At 52.6% G+C, this 15,929-nt stretch carries 11 protein-coding genes; 7 read left to right on the top strand and 4 right to left on the bottom strand.

The genetic code is table 11. The annotated features are described in order from the left end of the window. Positions 1–364: 364 nt before the first annotated feature. Entirely contained in the window at positions 365–1,348 is a 984-nt protein-coding gene (locus NEA10_RS08825) for a M48 family metallopeptidase (RefSeq protein WP_252664974.1), read from the top strand. On the opposite strand, the gene NEA10_RS08820 is transcribed toward NEA10_RS08825, so the two are convergent. Then, positions 1,345–3,018, bottom strand: a complete 1,674-nt coding sequence (locus tag NEA10_RS08820) for an alpha/beta hydrolase (RefSeq protein ID WP_252664973.1) — start codon at positions 3,016–3,018, stop codon at positions 1,345–1,347. The two genes, NEA10_RS08825 and NEA10_RS08820, sit on opposite strands and share 4 nt — an antisense overlap. Positions 3,019–3,142: 124 nt before the next feature. On the opposite strand from NEA10_RS08820, the gene NEA10_RS08815 reads away from it, so the two are divergent. Continuing rightward, positions 3,143–3,331, top strand: a complete 189-nt coding sequence (locus NEA10_RS08815; protein ID WP_252664972.1) for a hypothetical protein — start codon at positions 3,143–3,145, stop codon at positions 3,329–3,331. Between the two features lie 75 nt (positions 3,332–3,406). Next, complete coding sequence (locus NEA10_RS08810) at positions 3,407–4,078, top strand: DUF3318 domain-containing protein (protein ID WP_252664971.1); 672 nt, start codon at positions 3,407–3,409, stop codon at positions 4,076–4,078. A 131-nt stretch (positions 4,079–4,209) separates the two neighbouring features. On the opposite strand, the gene hpf is transcribed toward NEA10_RS08810, so the two are convergent. Continuing rightward, positions 4,210–4,842, bottom strand: a complete 633-nt coding sequence (hpf, locus tag NEA10_RS08805; protein ID WP_252664970.1) for a ribosome hibernation-promoting factor, HPF/YfiA family — start codon at positions 4,840–4,842, stop codon at positions 4,210–4,212. Between the two features lie 310 nt (positions 4,843–5,152). Between hpf and lipB the strand changes: the two genes are divergently transcribed. From lipB to NEA10_RS08785, 4 genes are all read left to right on the top strand, one after another. After that, entirely contained in the window at positions 5,153–5,902 is a 750-nt protein-coding gene (lipB, locus tag NEA10_RS08800; protein ID WP_252665325.1) for a lipoyl(octanoyl) transferase LipB, read from the top strand. Between the two features lie 319 nt (positions 5,903–6,221). Further along, a complete protein-coding gene (locus NEA10_RS08795) occupies positions 6,222–8,486 on the top strand; it encodes a hybrid sensor histidine kinase/response regulator (RefSeq protein WP_252664969.1) in 2,265 nt (754 codons plus the stop codon). Next, positions 8,486–8,965: an urease accessory protein UreE gene (gene ureE, locus NEA10_RS08790; protein ID WP_252664968.1), complete on the top strand. Its 480-nt coding sequence runs from the start codon at positions 8,486–8,488 to the stop codon at positions 8,963–8,965. The genes NEA10_RS08795 and ureE overlap by 1 nt, the downstream gene beginning before the upstream one ends. 83 nt (positions 8,966–9,048) lie before the next feature. Further along, complete coding sequence (locus NEA10_RS08785; RefSeq protein WP_252664967.1) at positions 9,049–10,566, top strand: UbiD family decarboxylase; 1,518 nt, start codon at positions 9,049–9,051, stop codon at positions 10,564–10,566. 152 nt (positions 10,567–10,718) lie between these two features. Here the strand turns inward: NEA10_RS08785 and psaB are convergent, their stop codons facing one another. Continuing rightward, on the bottom strand, positions 10,719–12,947 hold the full coding sequence (gene psaB, locus NEA10_RS08780) for a photosystem I core protein PsaB (RefSeq protein ID WP_252664966.1): 2,229 nt from the start codon (positions 12,945–12,947) through the stop codon (positions 10,719–10,721). A 28-nt stretch (positions 12,948–12,975) separates the two neighbouring features. After that, positions 12,976–15,231, bottom strand: coding sequence for a photosystem I core protein PsaA (gene psaA / locus NEA10_RS08775; protein WP_252664965.1), 2,256 nt, complete (start codon positions 15,229–15,231; stop codon positions 12,976–12,978). Positions 15,232–15,929: the final 698 nt, after the last annotated feature.

Raw genomic sequence — 15,929 nt, 5'->3', positions numbered from 1 at the left:
CTAGGCCTAAGAAAAAGAAAACCGCAACGCCGTCTTACCTCAGCTTCCGACCTGTATGCGACAGTGGAATCCATCTATAACCCAGATGGTTCCTCAGCCCTTTGTCTCCGGCTCCAGGAGTCTAACGCGAGGTTAGCATACCGAGCCACAAGCACATTGAGGGCCTCATACAGGACAAGTATAGATCGTAAAACAATATTGGCAGTCACCAACGTCGCAGTTTCCTATAGGGATTATTTTAGCAAGCTGTCAGAAAATGGCAACCGCTTGTGGTGAAATTCTGCCCGATGAGGGAGTCAAACCCCATCGAAACAGGATACAACAAAGGAGTATGAGACCCATCGAACAAGACAACAACCACGTTATGCCTGACTATCCTGGACTCTCTAGTGATGCCTTCCGTCATCCCCTCGATCGCGAAGCCGAAGAGGCCCTGCGTAACTTAGCGGGGTTTGATGGAGTGGCCCGCAAGTTTATCGAATATGTCTATGAACGTCCCCAAGAGGTCTTTCTGACGGGAAATCATATTCAGGTGGGGCCCCGGCAGTATTCCACGGTCTATCAACTCTTCCGTGAGGCGGTGCGGGCCTTGGACATTTCCCCGGAACCGCTGCTGTTTGTGTCCCACAATCCCCAACTGAATGCCTTTTCCCTGGGGCAAGACCACCCCTCCATCACCCTGAATTCTGGCTTACTCGATGCGATGGATGAAGCCCAGTTAAAGGCGGTGATTGCCCATGAACTGGGGCATCTCAAATGTGGCCATACGATTCTGAGTCAGATGGCGATGTGGGTGATTTCGACGGCTAGATTTGTGGGCGAGTTTACCTTCGGCATGGGGAATGTCATCAGCAGTGGCTTACTCTATGCTTTCTATGAATGGCGACGCAAAGCGGAACTCTCGGCCGATCGCGCGGCCTTGTTGGCAACGGATAATCTAGATACGGTGACGCAAACCCTGATGATTGTGGCGGGGGGAAGTCAGAAATATGCCCATGAGTTGGATATGACTGAGTTTATCCGTCAAGCGGAACGCTACCAAGCGTTAGATCGCGATGAATTGAATCAAGTCTATAAGTTTCTCCTCTACAACGGACCTCAGACCATTGCCACTCACCCCTTCGCGGTTGAGCGTCTGCACTATATCCGCCAGTGGGCCTATTCGGCGGAGTATCAGCGCATTCGTGCCGGAGACTACCTCCATGATGATGCCCGAGGTGCGGTGAATGTCAAGACTGATGCGGGGAATACTATCACCAGTCTACGCCGGGAGATTGAAACGCTCCAGGCGGAAATTGAGCGGGAAAAACAACGGCGATCGCCCTCGGATGCCTCACAACGTTCTTAAAGATGACGACTCGCTAGGGAGTCAGCCTCACGGAACCTATCGAAATCCCCTTGCACTAAGAACAAGCTGATGGGTTCCTGGCTCATTTCTTGAGCATAGGCGGCATTGAGATAGGCAGCAAACTCTGAATTACCCACAATATGGGTTTGCAAAAACGCCAAACTCAAGGCTTTGACGTAACTTTGGGCCACCTGTGGATTGGGGCCGATAATATCCCCAGGCAGGGTGACTGTGTCCCGTTCCGAGGTGCCAATGACGGAGAAATGGGTGGCCTCGGGAAGTAAGACAAAATAGCGATTGGGAGTGGTTAACCAGCTAAAGGGGGGAATTTGCTCAGCGATAGCCGGGGAGACGGTATCCGCCCCCCCCGCTAGGAGCATGACGGGAATCTGGATATCTCCGTACCCTTCGGGCCCAAACAAAGCACTACCAATGGGATTGAGGGCGATAATGCCTTGCACTCGTGGGTCTCGGAAGTTGAGTGGGTTGTCCGAGGCGGTAGCGAAGAGGTCTAGGGCCCGGCATTGGAGAAATAGGGAGACATTCCAGGATTGGCGTTGTTGGTTTTCTCCGCAGCGATTTTGTAATTCGGGGAAGTTTATACTGGCCCCGGCGAGGGTTAAGGCCGTGTAGCCGCCAAAGGACTGGCCAATGACTCCCACTCGTTTAAAGTCGAGGCGATCGCTCAATTGGCGATCGGTGATGGCTTGCTGTTCTAGGCTATTGAGAGCAAAGGTGACATCAAGGGGGCGATCGAGAAATTCCTGGGGACGGGCGATTTCCTGGGCCTGTCCCCGTAGCAGGGCATCCATATGTTGGGCACTACTGCCGGAATGCTCGGGAACCAAGACAGCGAAGCCATGGGAGGCTAAGTGTTCAGCTAGGTATTCAAAGGATTCCCGATTCGATCCTAAGCCATGGGAAATTACCACGATTGGGGCGGAGAGAACCTGGCGGGGTAGATAAAGATCCACTATTAAAGGATAGCCCCAGGGGAGGGCGCGCTCGCGATCGCGTAGGTTCAATGAGGTCACTTCCCAGGAATAGTCTCCTAAACGGGTAAGATTGCGCAGGGAACTTATCACCCCTGAGTTGGCTTCAGCCTCCAATAAGGACTGATTGGCGACGCTAGCCACCGCCTGATTGTTATCCCGGATTAATGTCTGTAACTCCTGGGCCATGCGTAGGGTTTGGTTAAAGTCCAAACGCACCGTATTCGTGGGAAAATGACGGAGGACATTGAGCAGGGTTAGGCCCTCAGCCTCATCAGCTGCCGCTAAAATCAGAGCCGAACGCAAGCCAAAATATCCCGACCCCCCAGACCCCAAGCGAATCGCTTCTCCAAGCCGCTGTAATAAGGCTTCCCCTTGAGGGGTATAGAGAAACTGGGACACGGCCACCGCATCCACCTCTGCCCGGGCCGATAGGGCCTCACGAATCGTCTCCCGCAGTTGTGGTGGGGCAAAACGGATATAAGGGGCGAGATCCCGTTCAACTTTTCCAGTCCGGGCATAGGTTTCCAGAGCGGTCACCGACACCGAGCGTTCAAAGAGACTGTAATTGGCCGTAATCCTTTCGGCACTCCATCCGGGCAGGCTCAGGGTCAGAATGACACTACCCAGGAGGAGTCCGCAAAACATCAGGGCTGAGCGAAAGCGGGAGCGTCGCATGAGTGTGATCCAACAAAGGGGCTGGGGGCTATTCGCCTTTAGCTTAGCGCAGTCAGAGACGGCTATCGTCTCATATCAACTGTCCGTTTCGCTATAATAATTCCCAAATGCCGGTTTAGTCCCTATGCGTATTTTGTCCGACTCTCTGCTATTCCGCAGCTTCGTCACTGTGGTGGCGTTGACCCTGATGATTTGGGTATTGCGAGGTTTGACGCTGTTGAGCTTCCTACCGGGGTTAGTTCTGTGGTTGGGGATGTTGCTGTCGATCGCCCTGGGACTGCTCTGGGCCTGGCAAAGCTCAAAACGCTGGTAATTTGCTAGGATTGACCTAACAGGCTCCGACTGTCATCGCATCACCTTTAGCGACTACTGCCATATTTTTTGTCCTATGACCTCCTATGTCACCTCAGCTGCGAAAGCTGAAATCAATGAATTGCGCCGTCTCCGGGGACTGTTACCCCCTGAACTGCAAAGTTGGGTAACGGTCGAGAAAACCACGGAAATTGACCCTCCCCTGGTTCGTTGCGAGGAGTTGAGCCGGGATGAGGTAGAAATTGCCATTGATTTGGTCAAATGGGAGAATTTAGCCCTTGACCAGCGCAATTTGTTATTTTGGCATGAGGTCGCCCGGATTCAGAATGACACCATTCCCCGGGAAGGCTGGGAAATGGCAGCGTTGGCCATTGGTCTCGGTGGGGCCGTGGGAGAACTCTGGGTTCAGGATGGGGTATTACTTCTATTGGCCTTAGGACTCTGTGGCGTGTCCGGCTATCGTCTCTATCAGAAGAATAATAGTGAGAAGGCTTTACAAGAGTTATTGGAGGCCGACGACAAGGCGATCGCCCTAGCCACCCGTTTCGGCTACACGTTGCCCAACGCCTACAAGAGTTTGGGGAGTGCCCTCAAAACCCTGATTGAACAAACTCCCAAAAAGCGGCTACGCAAACAATACGAAACACGCCTAGACGCTCTCCGCCGCAGTGCCTCTAAAGCCAAATCTCAATCCAAAAGCAAACGCACCAGCCGCGACGTCACCCAACCGAGTCCCTACCAACTCTAGACCTCCATCCCTCTTGCCCCTTCCCCCTCCTCTTCCTCTGTGTCCTCTGTGCCTCTGTGGTAAACCTCTTGCCTAAGCTCTAATCCCCCCTCTCAATCCAAGTCGATGGAGGGGGGCGGGTCTTTAGCTAGCTAGGAGGCTTTCGACATCTCCTGAGGGTTCATGGCTCCATTTTCTGAGGCTTTACGGGGTTGAATCACACCATACCCACCGTGGTTGCGCTCATAGATCACATTGATCTCACCGGTTTGCACATTGCGGAACACGTAGAAATCGTGATCCACCAGTTGTAGCTGTTCCAAGGCTTCTTCAGCGGTCATCGGCGGCATGGCAAAGTATTTCGTCCGCACCACTTCAGAGGGAAGTTCCACCGCGCGATCGCCAATCAAGTCTTCCGTCACACCATCGGAGTTCGAGACCACTTCAGCCAAAACTTCGGCGGTTTTGCCTTGGGTGTGCAACTTGCGATTGCGTTTCTCTTTATATTTACGGAGTTGACGAGCAATCTTGTCTGCCACCAAGTCAATGCTGGCATACATGGATTCGCTTCCTTCCTGAGCGCGGATGACGGTTCCATTGGCGTAAATTGTCACCTCAGCGGACTGGTTGGCAGAAATACGAGGATTGCGGGCGACAGACAGATGAACATCAACTTCAGTCGTCAATGTTTCAAAATGGCTCACCGCTTTCTCAACTTTTTCCTCAACATAGTCACGAATGGCGTCGGTGATCTCAAAATTTTTGCCTTGGATAACTAATTTCATGTCGTAAAATTCCCGCTCGATAACCGATTTTCTGAACGGCAAGGGACGAGAGTCCTCCAAGCTCCTGGGTCTGAGGGACTACTGAAATTCCGGCGGGGCGGGGATTGCCGCGTTCATGGGTCAGCACTCAGCTCAGATGGCTATCTTGGGGGGATAAGTCCATCCCCTTACGTTCCTTGTCCTCATTGTATTGTGAATCGTCGATTCCCTGAACCACACTTTAAAATCCTTTGCAATCCTTGACAATTTGTGATTAGATTTGGGGATTTCAGCCATGATTCTTACTCAAACCCTCTTGCTTTTTTTGATGATGTTTAGTACGACTTCCCCGCCACGACTTCACATTCTCTGGTTTCAAACCCCGATTCCTTATCAAACCGCATGGGAAATTCAGCGATCGCTTTTTGAGGCTCGTCGCGCGGCTCCTCAACTTGAGGATGTCTTACTGCTGTTGGAGCATCCTCCTGTCTATACTCTGGGACGAGGAGCAGATGCGAAGTTCTTACAGTTTAACCCCGAAGTATCTGGGCGGGAAGTCTATCGGGTTGGACGGGGGGGCGAGGTGACCTATCATTGCCCTGGGCAACTGGTGGGCTATCCCATTCTCAATCTCAAGCGACATCAGCCGGATTTACATGACTATCTACGACGGCTCGAAGGGAGTTTAATCGCCGTTTTGGCTCATTGGGGGTTGTCGGGGTCGCGGCTGCCGGGGTTGACGGGGGTTTGGTTGGAGGGGGCCAAGGTGGCGGCCATTGGCATTCAGGTCAGCCGCTGGATTACCTGTCATGGCTTTGCTCTCAATGTCTGCCCAGATTTACAAGGATTTCGTGAAATTGTCCCCTGTGGCATTGGCGATCGCCCTGTGGGGAGTTTACGGCAGTGGTTACCCCAGATTACCGTGTTTGAGGTTATCCCAGTCCTGATTGAAGCCTTTGCAGAGACCTTTAGCCTAACCCCCCACCTCTACCCCCTTGAGGCAGAAATTCCCGAGAGGCTCTGGGGAGAACTTTTAGGCTTAGCCAAGGCAGACAGCATACCCTTAAATGAGGATAAATAAGGATGAATTTCACCTCAACGGGAGTCGCTTAGAGTTAAGATTCCGGCTAGAATTCTGAGTGTGAGAGGGATTGGGACAATTGCAAAGTTTCCGCGATCGTTTGACCCGGCCAGAGAAACTCGGACTAGGATCACAATAGGGTGGTCGCAGATCCTGCCAAGGTTAGCTAGGGTTAATCCTAGGGGTCTGGGTAGCTACAACGGTTTAAACGGGCCGATGTTGGGCGATCACTGACCTCTGTTGTCAGACAAGAGGTTCCGAAAGAGTTGAGCGATCGCATACGTTGTCACGCTGCTGCTTGATGTTCCCTCCCCAAACTATGGACAGTTTCCAGCCTCGCCTGCCTCAGCAAAGACTCCCGATCGCCACCTTTGAGCAATTGCGGCTTTGGGTTGAACAGACGGCACAAGAGTATAACCCGGACGCAATTGTCCTAACCGAACGAGCGGTACGAGTTCAGTCACTCCCCCAAGTGGGTCAGTTTACCTTAGGAGTCTCCCCCCAGTTTTGTGCCATTGTCTGGGGCAATCCTCAACCGGGAACCCCCGTGGATGTGGGGTTTAGTTTAGAACGTCATCACCTGGAAACCTTCCTTGAAGACTGTCCCCTGAAAAAGCCCCTACGGAATCGGGCCCTGAAACACTTGCAGGGCTATGAACTCCACCGTGATCAACAGAGTCAATTGACTTTAAACCTAGCCCAATTTCTTAGCGATCACCATTCGTCTATGACCTCTGTCCCCTCCACCGCATCGGGCACCCATCAGATGCAAGATGCCCTCCAGCAACATCGCCAGCAAGAACAACTGCTAAAACAGGTCACCACCCAAACCTGTCAGAGTGTGGCCCTGGCGGTGTTAATTTCTAATACTGTTGACCGCGTCTGTCGCTTTTTAGATCTCGATCGCCTCTGTATCTATCAATTTGATAATTATTCCCAAGACGAGGCTCAGCGGGGCGATCGCCCTCAAGCCTACCCCCAGTCCCGCGATTGCATCACCTACGAAGCTCTGGGCAATGATAGCCTGCCCTCAGTTCTCTCCCGCCAAGAGAGAGTCAATTGGCGATTTCTCAATCAGTTTCGCGATCGCTATCAAGAGGGGGAAACCCTCGTCTTTCAGGAGACTCATCTCAGAGACAGTCTCCCCCAAAGCAGCCGGGCCTACTTTGAAGCTTTAGGGATTCAAACCCATTTGACTGTGCCAATTCGGGTTCAAGGCCAGCTTTGGGGAGTTCTCTTGGCTCATCAATGCGATCGCCCTCGGCTATGGGACCATCAGGAACGGGAATTTCTCGAACATATCGCCGATCATCTCAGTGTTGCCATCTATCAAGCTCAACTCTATGCCGAAGTTCAACAGCAAAAGGAAACCCTAGAACAGCGGGTTGAACAACGCACCCAAGACTTACGAGATGCCCTCGTGACGGCCCAGGTGGCCAACCAAACCCGCAGCGACTTTCTCGCCACTGTCAGCCATGAATTGAGAACCCCTCTCACCTGTATTATTGGCATGTCCTCAACCCTGTTGCGGTGGTCTTTTGGTAACTTAACCCCGAAACAGCGGGACTATATCCAAAGTATCTATAACAGTGGTGAGCATTTGATGGAACTCATCAACGATTTACTGGATTTATCGGAAAATGAATCGGGTAAAACGGTGTTGAGTTTCTCGGAATTTTCTCTGACTCAATTGGCTCAAGAAATGTTTTGCATGATGGTGGATCGAGCCACCGTGAATGGGGTGCATCTGGCCTTAGATTTACAATTGCGGGAACATCAAGATCGCCTCTGTGCCGATCGCGATCGCCTGCGTCAGATTCTCTTCAACCTCCTCAGTAACGCTATCAAGTTCACCGCCACTGGGGGGCAGGCCCTATTACGAATTTACTGGCAAGATAGGGATACCGTCGTCTTTGAAGTGGCTGATACAGGCATTGGGATTCCCGAAGAACAGCGATCGCTCCTATTCCAGATGTTTCGGCAACTGGAGTCCACCTATACCCGCCAATATGGAGGAACGGGTCTGGGATTAGCCTTAACCAAACAACTGGTCGAACTTCATGGGGGACTGATTAAAGTAGACTCCGAAGTCGGGGTGGGGTCGAAGTTTACCGTGCGCCTTCCCTGCCACAGTTCCTGCGTCCTCGAACAGCAACCGACCCCTCCCCCCCGAACTCCCCTACCACCCCGCAAAGGTCATGTGGTGCTTGTGGCTAACCGGGAAGATGACGCGATTCTGATTTGTGACTTACTGACCGCCGCCGGCTATCATACCGTCTGGATGTTGGATGGGTCCACAGCCTTGGAACAAATTAAGATGTTAAAACCCGTAGCCGCAATTATCGATCGGCAACTGCCGGGGATGGATGGCTGTGAACTGACCCAGTTACTCCGTACACTTCCTAACACCCAATCCCTAAAAATTTTGTTAATGACCGATCCCCTTGATGCTGAAGGGTTGGCCTACTGTAAAAATCAGGGGGCTGATATCTGTCTAACGCATCCCATCGACCCCGAGAAGTTGCTCAATAGTATTATTGAGCTGCTAATTGAGCTACCCGCCTCGAATGAGGATTCTGAATAATGTCTATTGTGTTAACCCAGCGTGTCCCTGCTGCTGATCCTCTCCCAGGGTCTCTAAAGGAAGAGGGATTACTTGATCTGAGTTTAACGGCACAGGAACGGCAACGCAGTCGTCACCGCTTCGACACCGATTCCGGGGAAGTGGTGTTTCTGCGATTGCCCCGTGGCACAATCTTAGAGGATGGCGATCGCCTCCTTGATGAGGTCGGACAGCCCCAGGTGGAGATTCACGCCAAACCCGAACCCGTCCTCACCGTGACCGCCCGTGAACCGCTACATCTGTTGCGGGCCGCCTATCATTTGGGAAATCGTCATGTTCCCTTGGAAGTCACAGCCGAGTATTTGCGGTTGTCGCCTGATCCAGTTTTGGCGGATATGTTGCAACAATTGGGGCTGACCGTGAGGTTACAAACCTTCCCCTTTCACCCAGAAACCGGGGCCTATCATCATGAGGCGTCCCCCAGCCATCATCACCATTAGGGTGGAATCTTGAGAAGTCCTAGCGGCCCGTTGCCCAGACCCCTAAAATGGAGGGAAATAACCAGCCTGAGCAACCATCGACCATGGCACGAGATTTACGGGGATTCATCCAGCAACTCGAACAACGAGGCCAATTACGACGCATTAGCAGTCTTGTGGACTCGGATTTAGAAATTGCCGAGATTTCCAATCGCCTTTTACAAGCGGGGGGCCCCGCCCTGCTGTTTGAGAATGTTAAAGGGGCTAAGTTCCCCGTCGCCATTAACCTGTTGGGCACGGAACAGCGGGTGTGTTGGGCCATGAATATGGAGAAACCTCAGGAGTTGGAGGAGTTGGGGCAGAAATTGGGGATGTTGCAACAGCCGAAACCCCCGAAGAAGATTTCTCAGGCCGTGGATTTTGGCAAATTGCTGTTTGACGTGGTGAAGGCCAAGCCGGGGCGTAATTTCTTTCCCCCCTGTCAGGAGGTGGTGATTGAGGGGGACGAGTTGAATCTCAACAGTATCCCCATGATTCGTCCCTATGCCGGAGATGCGGGCAAGATTATTACCTTGGGCCTGGTGATTACCAAGGATTGCGAGACGGGAACGCCCAATGTGGGGGTGTATCGGCTGCAACTTCAATCTTCCAGGACGATGACTGTGCATTGGTTGTCGGTGCGGGGTGGGGCCCGCCATCTGCGTAAGGCGGCGGAACGGGGTAAGAAGTTGGAGGTGGCGATCGCCCTGGGGGTAGACCCCTTGATTATTCTGGCAGCGGCAACTCCGATTCCGGTAGATTTATCGGAATGGCTCTTTGCGGGGCTATATGGGGGGTCTGGAGTTTCCCTGGCTAAATGTAAGACGGTGGATTTGGAGGTTCCGGCCCAGTCGGAGATTGTTTTAGAGGGGACGATTACCCCCGGAGAGGAACTCCCCGATGGTCCCTTTGGCGACCATATGGGCTATTACGGCGGCGTGGAAGACTCGCCCCTGGTGCGGTTTCACTGTATGACGCACCGCAAAGATCCCATTTATCTGACCACCTTTAGCGGCCGTCCCCCCAAGGAAGAGGCCATGATGGCGATCGCCCTCAACCGGATTTACACCCCCATTTTGCGGCAACAAGTCTCGGAAATTAAGGACTTTTTCCTCCCCATGGAGGCCTTGAGTTACAAGGCGGCGATTATCTCCATTGATAAAGCCTATCCAGGGCAAGCACGACGGGCCGCGTTAGCCTTTTGGAGTGCTTTACCTCAGTTCACCTATACCAAGTTTGTGATTGTGGTGGATAAGGATATCAACATCCGCGATCCTCGCCAGGTGGTATGGGCGATTACCTCGAAAGTTGATCCGGTTCGGGATGTGTTTATTTTGCCCAATACCCCCTTTGATAGTCTAGATTTTGCCAGTGAGAAGATTGGTCTGGGGGGACGCATGGGCATTGATGCAACGACGAAAGTGCCCCCGGAAACGGAGCATGATTGGGGGGAACCGCTGGAGTCCGATGAGGATACCGCAGCCATGGTCGATCGCCGTTGGGCGGAATATGGTCTAGCAGACATCAATTTGACCGATGTAGACCCTACTTGTTTTGGCTATGAAATGCCACCCCAACCGTGACCCTTCTAAGCCCAATCAACGGCTAAGAAACCGAGTGTCTCCGAGACACCCGGTTTCTGCGATTCGACGCTGAGAGGAGATATTCCATTAACAAGACCCCCTCTCGGGTAGAGAGGAGGTCTTGTGGATTATCCTAGGGGTCGGAGTTCAGATTAACCGAACTTACCAGCCGTTGAGGCAATCAGGAAGGCCGCGTAGGTGAAGATATACCCCACAGTGAAGTGAGCTAGACCCACAACCCGAGCCTGAACGATGGAGAGTGCAACGGGCTTGTCTTTCCAACGAACCAGGTTCGCCAGAGGAGTGCGCTCGTGTGCCCAAACCAAGGTTTCGATGAGTTCTTGCCAGTAACCCCGCCAAGAGATGAGGAACATGAAGCCTGTCGCCCAAACCAGGTGACCGAACAGGAACATCCAAGCCCAAACCGAGAGGTTATTGACACCGAAGGGATTGTAGCCGTTGATTAACTGAGACGAGTTCAACCACAGGTAATCGCGGAACCAACCCATCAGATAGGTGGAGGACTCATTGAACTGGGCAACGTTACCTTGCCAAACGGTGAGGTGTTTCCAGTGCCAGTAGAAGGTCAACCAGCCTAAGGTGTTCAGCATCCAGAACATGGCGAGATAGAAGGCATCCCAAGCAGAGATGTCGCAGGTACCGCCACGACCGGGGCCGTCACAGGGGAAGCTGTAACCGAAGTCTTTTTTGTCCGGCATCAGCTTAGAACCACGGGCATCCAACGCACCTTTGACGAGAATCAGGGTGGTGGTATGCAGACCGAGGGCGATCGCATGGTGAACCAAGAAGTCACCAGGGCCAATGGTCAAGAACAGGGAGTTAGCGCCGCTGTTAATCGCATCCAGCCAGCCGGGTAACCAGACGTTGCCATAATTCGGCCATGCGGTAGATGCGATACTATCCGGGTTGGAGAGTAAGACATCAAAGCCATAAAGGGCTTTTCCGTGGGTGGCCTGAATCCATTGGGCGAAGACCGGCTCAATCAGGATTTGTTTTTCGGGGGTACCGAAGGCAACGACTACGTCGTTGTGAACATAGAGTCCCAGGGTATGGAAGCCGAGGAACAGAGACACCCAGCTCAGGTGAGAAATGAGAGCCTCTTTGTGTTCCAGCATCCGAGCCAGAACGTTGTTTTTGTTGGTTTCGGGATCATAGTCACGGACGAAGAAGATGGCGCCGTGAGCAAATGCCCCAACCATCAGGAAGCCAGCAATGTACTGGTGATGGGTGTACAGCGCTGCCATGGTGGTGTAGTCCTTAGCCATGAAGGCGTAGGGAGGCATAGCATACATGTGCTGTGCCACTACGGAAGTAATCACACCGAGGGAGGCGAGAGCCAGACCCAGTTGGAAGTGCAGCGAGTTGTTGATGGTGTCGTAGAGACCTTTGTGACCTTCACCCAACATGCCGCCGAAGGGAGTGCCTTTGGGGGGATTGTGGGCACCGAGGATCTCTTTGATGCTGTGACCGATACCAAAGTTGGTACGGTACATGTGACCGGCGACGATGAACAGGACGGCGATCGCCAGGTGGTGATGCGCCATGTCCGTCAGCCACAGGGACTCAGTTTGAGGGTGGAACCCACCCAGGAAGGTCAAGATAGCGGTTCCTGCACCTTCAGATGTGCCAAAGACATGGCCAGCGGTGTCAGGACTTTGAGCATACACGCCCCAGTTACCGGTGAAGAACGGCTTCAGTCCGGCGGGGTGCGGCATGGTGCTGAGGAAGTTATCCCAGCCCACATGCTGACCGCGAGATTCAGGGATGGCGACATGCACCAGGTGACCCGTCCAAGCCAGTGAGCTAACTCCGAACAGACCCGCGAGGTGGTGGTTCAGGCGAGACTCAGCATTTTTGAACCAAGAGAGGCTCGGACGATATTTCGGTTGCAGGTGCAGCCAACCGGCGAACAGCATCACGGCGGCCAGGAGCATCAGGAAGATAGACCCTTGATACAGGTCACCATTCGTCCGCATCCCGATGGTGTACCACCAGTGATAGACACCGGAGTAGGCGATGTCGACCGGGTTAGACGCCCCGGCTTGCGTGAAGGCATCAACGGCGCCTTGACCGAATTGGGGGTCCCAAATCGCGTGAGCGATGGGACGGATGTTGAGGGGATCTTTGATCCACTGCTCGAAGTTGCCTTGCCAAGCGACATGGAAGAGGTTGCCTGACGTCCACAGAAAGATAATGGCGAGGTGTCCGAAGTGGGACGCGAAAATCTTTTGATAAAGATTCTCTTCCGTCATGCCATCATGGCTTTCAAAGTCGTGGGACGTAGCAATCCCATACCAGATCCGCCGTGTGGTTGGATCCTGGGCCAGGTCTTGGCTAAATTTTGGGAATTTCGTTGCCATAAGTCCTACAAGGAGATGCGTGCGAGTATCATCCTACTGAAATGATCCGTGCCAGGAAGAATGCCCAGGTTGTGGCAATCCCACCTAACAGATAGTGGGCGACACCAACGGCCCGACCTTGAATGATGCTCAGGGCGCGGGGTTGAATCGCGGGAGCGACTTTGAGCTTGTTGTGAGCCCAAACAATCGACTCAATGAGCTCTTGCCAGTAGCCACGTCCACTAAAGAGGAACATGAGGCTGAATGCCCAGACGAAGTGAGCACCGAGGAACAGCAGTCCATAGGCGGACAGAGCTGAACCGTAGGAACCGATTACCTGAGAAGCTTGCGCCCACAGGAAGTCGCGCAACCATCCATTAATGGTAATGGCGCTTTGAGCAAAGTTGCCATAGGTGATGTGAGACACGGACCCGTCGGCACCAACAGTTCCCCATACATCGGATTGCATTTTCCAACTGAAGTGGAAGATAACAATGGACAGGCTGTTGTACATCCAGAACAGACCGAGGAACACATGGTCCCAACCAGAGACTTGGCAGGTACCGCCACGTCCCGGACCGTCGCAAGCAAAGCGGAAGCCTAGCTCGGCTTTGTCGGGAATTAGGCGAGAGCTACGGGAGAACAGAACCCCTTTGAGCAGAATCAGCACCGTCACGTGGATGGTGAAGGCGTGAATGTGGTGAACCATGAAGTCAGCCGTTCCGAGTTCAATCGGCATCATGGCGACTTTACCGCCGACGGCGACCACGTCACCGCCAAAGGCAGGACTAACACTCGCTAAGGCGTTGGGGGCAGTGTTGCCCGGCGCCAGGGTATGTAGGTGTTGAACCCATTGGGCAAAGATTGGCTGAAGCTGGATCCCCGTGTCGGAGAACATATCTTGAGGACGACCAAAGGCACGCATGGTGTCGTTATGGACGTAGAGTCCAAAGCTGTGGAAGCCCAAGAAGATACAAACCCAGTTCAGGTGGGAGATGATAGCATCTCGGTGGCGGATGACCCGATCTAACAGGTTATCCACGTTTTTGGCAGGGTCATAGTCACGCACCATGAAGATGGCGGCGTGAGCACCTGCACCGACAATTAGGAAGCCGCCAATCCACATATGGTGGGTAAACAGCGACAGTTGTGTCGGGTAATCCGTCGCGATGTACGGATAGGGAGGCATTGAGTACATGTGGTGAGCCACGATGATACTCAGGGAACCCATCATGGCCAAGTTAATGGCGAGTTGGGCGTGCCAGGAGGTGGTCAGAATCTCATAGAGTCCTTTATGACCTTCTCCGGTGAAGGGTCCTTTATGCGCTTCCAGGATTTCCTTCATGCTGTGACCGATACCCCAGTTGGTCCGGTACATATGACCCGCGATGATAAATAGTACGGCGATCGCCAAGTGGTGGTGAGCCGTGTCGCTGAGCCAGAGACCACCGGTTTGGGGGTTCAAGCCACCTTTAAAGGTTAGGAAGTCTGCGTATTCTCCCCAGTTCAGGGTGAAGAATGGGGTTAAACCTTTAGCAAAACTGGGATACAGTTCTGCCATCTTGCTTGTATCAAGGATAAACTCGTGGGGCAGGGGAATATCCTGCGGTGCCACACCAGCATCCAGAAGTTTATTAATGGGAAGGGAAACGTGGATTTGGTGACCGGCCCAACCTAAGGAACCGAGTCCGAGCAAACCAGCCAAGTGGTGGTTCATCATGGACTCCACGTTTTGGAACCATTCCAATTTGGGGGCGCTGACATGGTAGTGGAACCAACCAGCAAACAGCATTAACGCTGCCATCACTAAACCACCAATGGCGGTGCAGTACAGTTGGAACTCATTGGTAATGCCGCTGGCACGCCAAAGTTGGAACAATCCGGAGGTAATCTGAATCCCGTGGAAGCCACCGCCAACATCAGCGTTGAGGATGTCTTGACCCACAATGGACCAAACTACTTGCGCGCTCGGCTTGATCCCCGTGGGATCGCTTAACCAAGCTTCATAGTTGGAGAAGCGTGCGCCGTGGAAGTAGGCACCACTTAACCAAATAAAAATGACTGCCAGTTGACCGAAGTGGGCGCTAAAGATTTTGCGCGATACTTCTTCTAAGTCGTTGGTTTGACTGTCAAAATCGTGAGCGTCTGCATGGAGGTTCCAAATCCAAGTGGTGGTTTTCGGACCTCGTGCCAAAGTGCGATCGAAGTGACCGGGTTTGCCCCACTTCTCGAAGGAAGTTGGGACTGGGTTCTTGTCGACCTCGACTTTGACTTTTGCATCCCGCTCCTGGGGACTAATCGTCATCGAGTCTCTCCTCTCTCTAGACCATTGACATACTCACCAGCCTAAAGGCGTGGGGATGTTCTAGTCCTTGCGGTACTAGATTCCTGGTTCGGCAAGGGCTGCCTGCCCAGGCATTTCTCTACAAAGCTTAGCGCATAATGCGCTCCTTTTGAGATGAGTTCCCGGATGCCCTCCGGTACTACGTGAAAAGCATTCTACCACAGATGATTCTGCCTAGAATGTCTCCCTAAAGTGGGGAGGCTTTTAGACTCGTTTTTCTGAGTAACCTCTGACCACAACATGCCCGAATCAACTCCCGCAGTCTTGGATGTGATAACTTGGGACCCGAAAATCCCATATTACGTTTTTTATCTTTTATGTCGCTTGCAGTCAGCTTCATATTAGGGAAGTTGATGTTTTGTTGACTCTAAACCTTGCGGCTCAAGAGCCAGACCGAACATCCTGCGGCTGTTACCGAGAATCTATGTTTGTGATTATAGGTCTTCTTTCAGAATAATTCAAACGATTTCTTGGCTTTTTTTAATTGTCTGTGCTAGTAAATTCCGCTCATGAAGTCAAGCAACGTAACATTAAGTTTACAAAATTTAAATTCTTTTAATAAAAGTAACGGAGATTAAGGAGGGGTTGATCTATATATATTACACAACTCATCCAAGAACATGCTAGCGGATTAAGTGCCGCCTCTCAAGTCTGACCCT

Origin of the sequence: Phormidium yuhuli AB48, assembly GCF_023983615.1 — a bacterium.
Classification (GTDB): domain Bacteria; phylum Cyanobacteriota; class Cyanobacteriia; order Cyanobacteriales; family Geitlerinemataceae; genus Sodalinema; species Sodalinema yuhuli.
Note: the sequence above shows the minus strand (reverse complement) of the source record. Positions and strands in the feature narration are given on the sequence as shown.

Excerpts from the sequence above, each read along its gene's own strand:
- NEA10_RS08825 (WP_252664974.1), top strand. The coding sequence starts at position 365 with ATGCCTGACTATCCTGGACTCTCTAGTGATGCCTTCCGTCATCCCCTC.
- NEA10_RS08820 (WP_252664973.1), bottom strand. The coding sequence starts at position 3,018 with ATGCGACGCTCCCGCTTTCGCTCAGCCCTGATGTTTTGCGGACTCCTC.
- NEA10_RS08815 (WP_252664972.1), top strand. The coding sequence starts at position 3,143 with ATGCGTATTTTGTCCGACTCTCTGCTATTCCGCAGCTTCGTCACTGTG.
- NEA10_RS08810 (WP_252664971.1), top strand. The coding sequence starts at position 3,407 with ATGACCTCCTATGTCACCTCAGCTGCGAAAGCTGAAATCAATGAATTG.
- hpf (WP_252664970.1), bottom strand. The coding sequence starts at position 4,842 with ATGAAATTAGTTATCCAAGGCAAAAATTTTGAGATCACCGACGCCATT.
- lipB (WP_252665325.1), top strand. The coding sequence starts at position 5,153 with ATGTTTAGTACGACTTCCCCGCCACGACTTCACATTCTCTGGTTTCAA.
- NEA10_RS08795 (WP_252664969.1), top strand. The coding sequence starts at position 6,222 with ATGGACAGTTTCCAGCCTCGCCTGCCTCAGCAAAGACTCCCGATCGCC.
- ureE (WP_252664968.1), top strand. The coding sequence starts at position 8,486 with ATGTCTATTGTGTTAACCCAGCGTGTCCCTGCTGCTGATCCTCTCCCA.
- NEA10_RS08785 (WP_252664967.1), top strand. The coding sequence starts at position 9,049 with ATGGCACGAGATTTACGGGGATTCATCCAGCAACTCGAACAACGAGGC.
- psaB (WP_252664966.1), bottom strand. The coding sequence starts at position 12,947 with ATGGCAACGAAATTCCCAAAATTTAGCCAAGACCTGGCCCAGGATCCA.
- psaA (WP_252664965.1), bottom strand. The coding sequence starts at position 15,231 with ATGACGATTAGTCCCCAGGAGCGGGATGCAAAAGTCAAAGTCGAGGTC.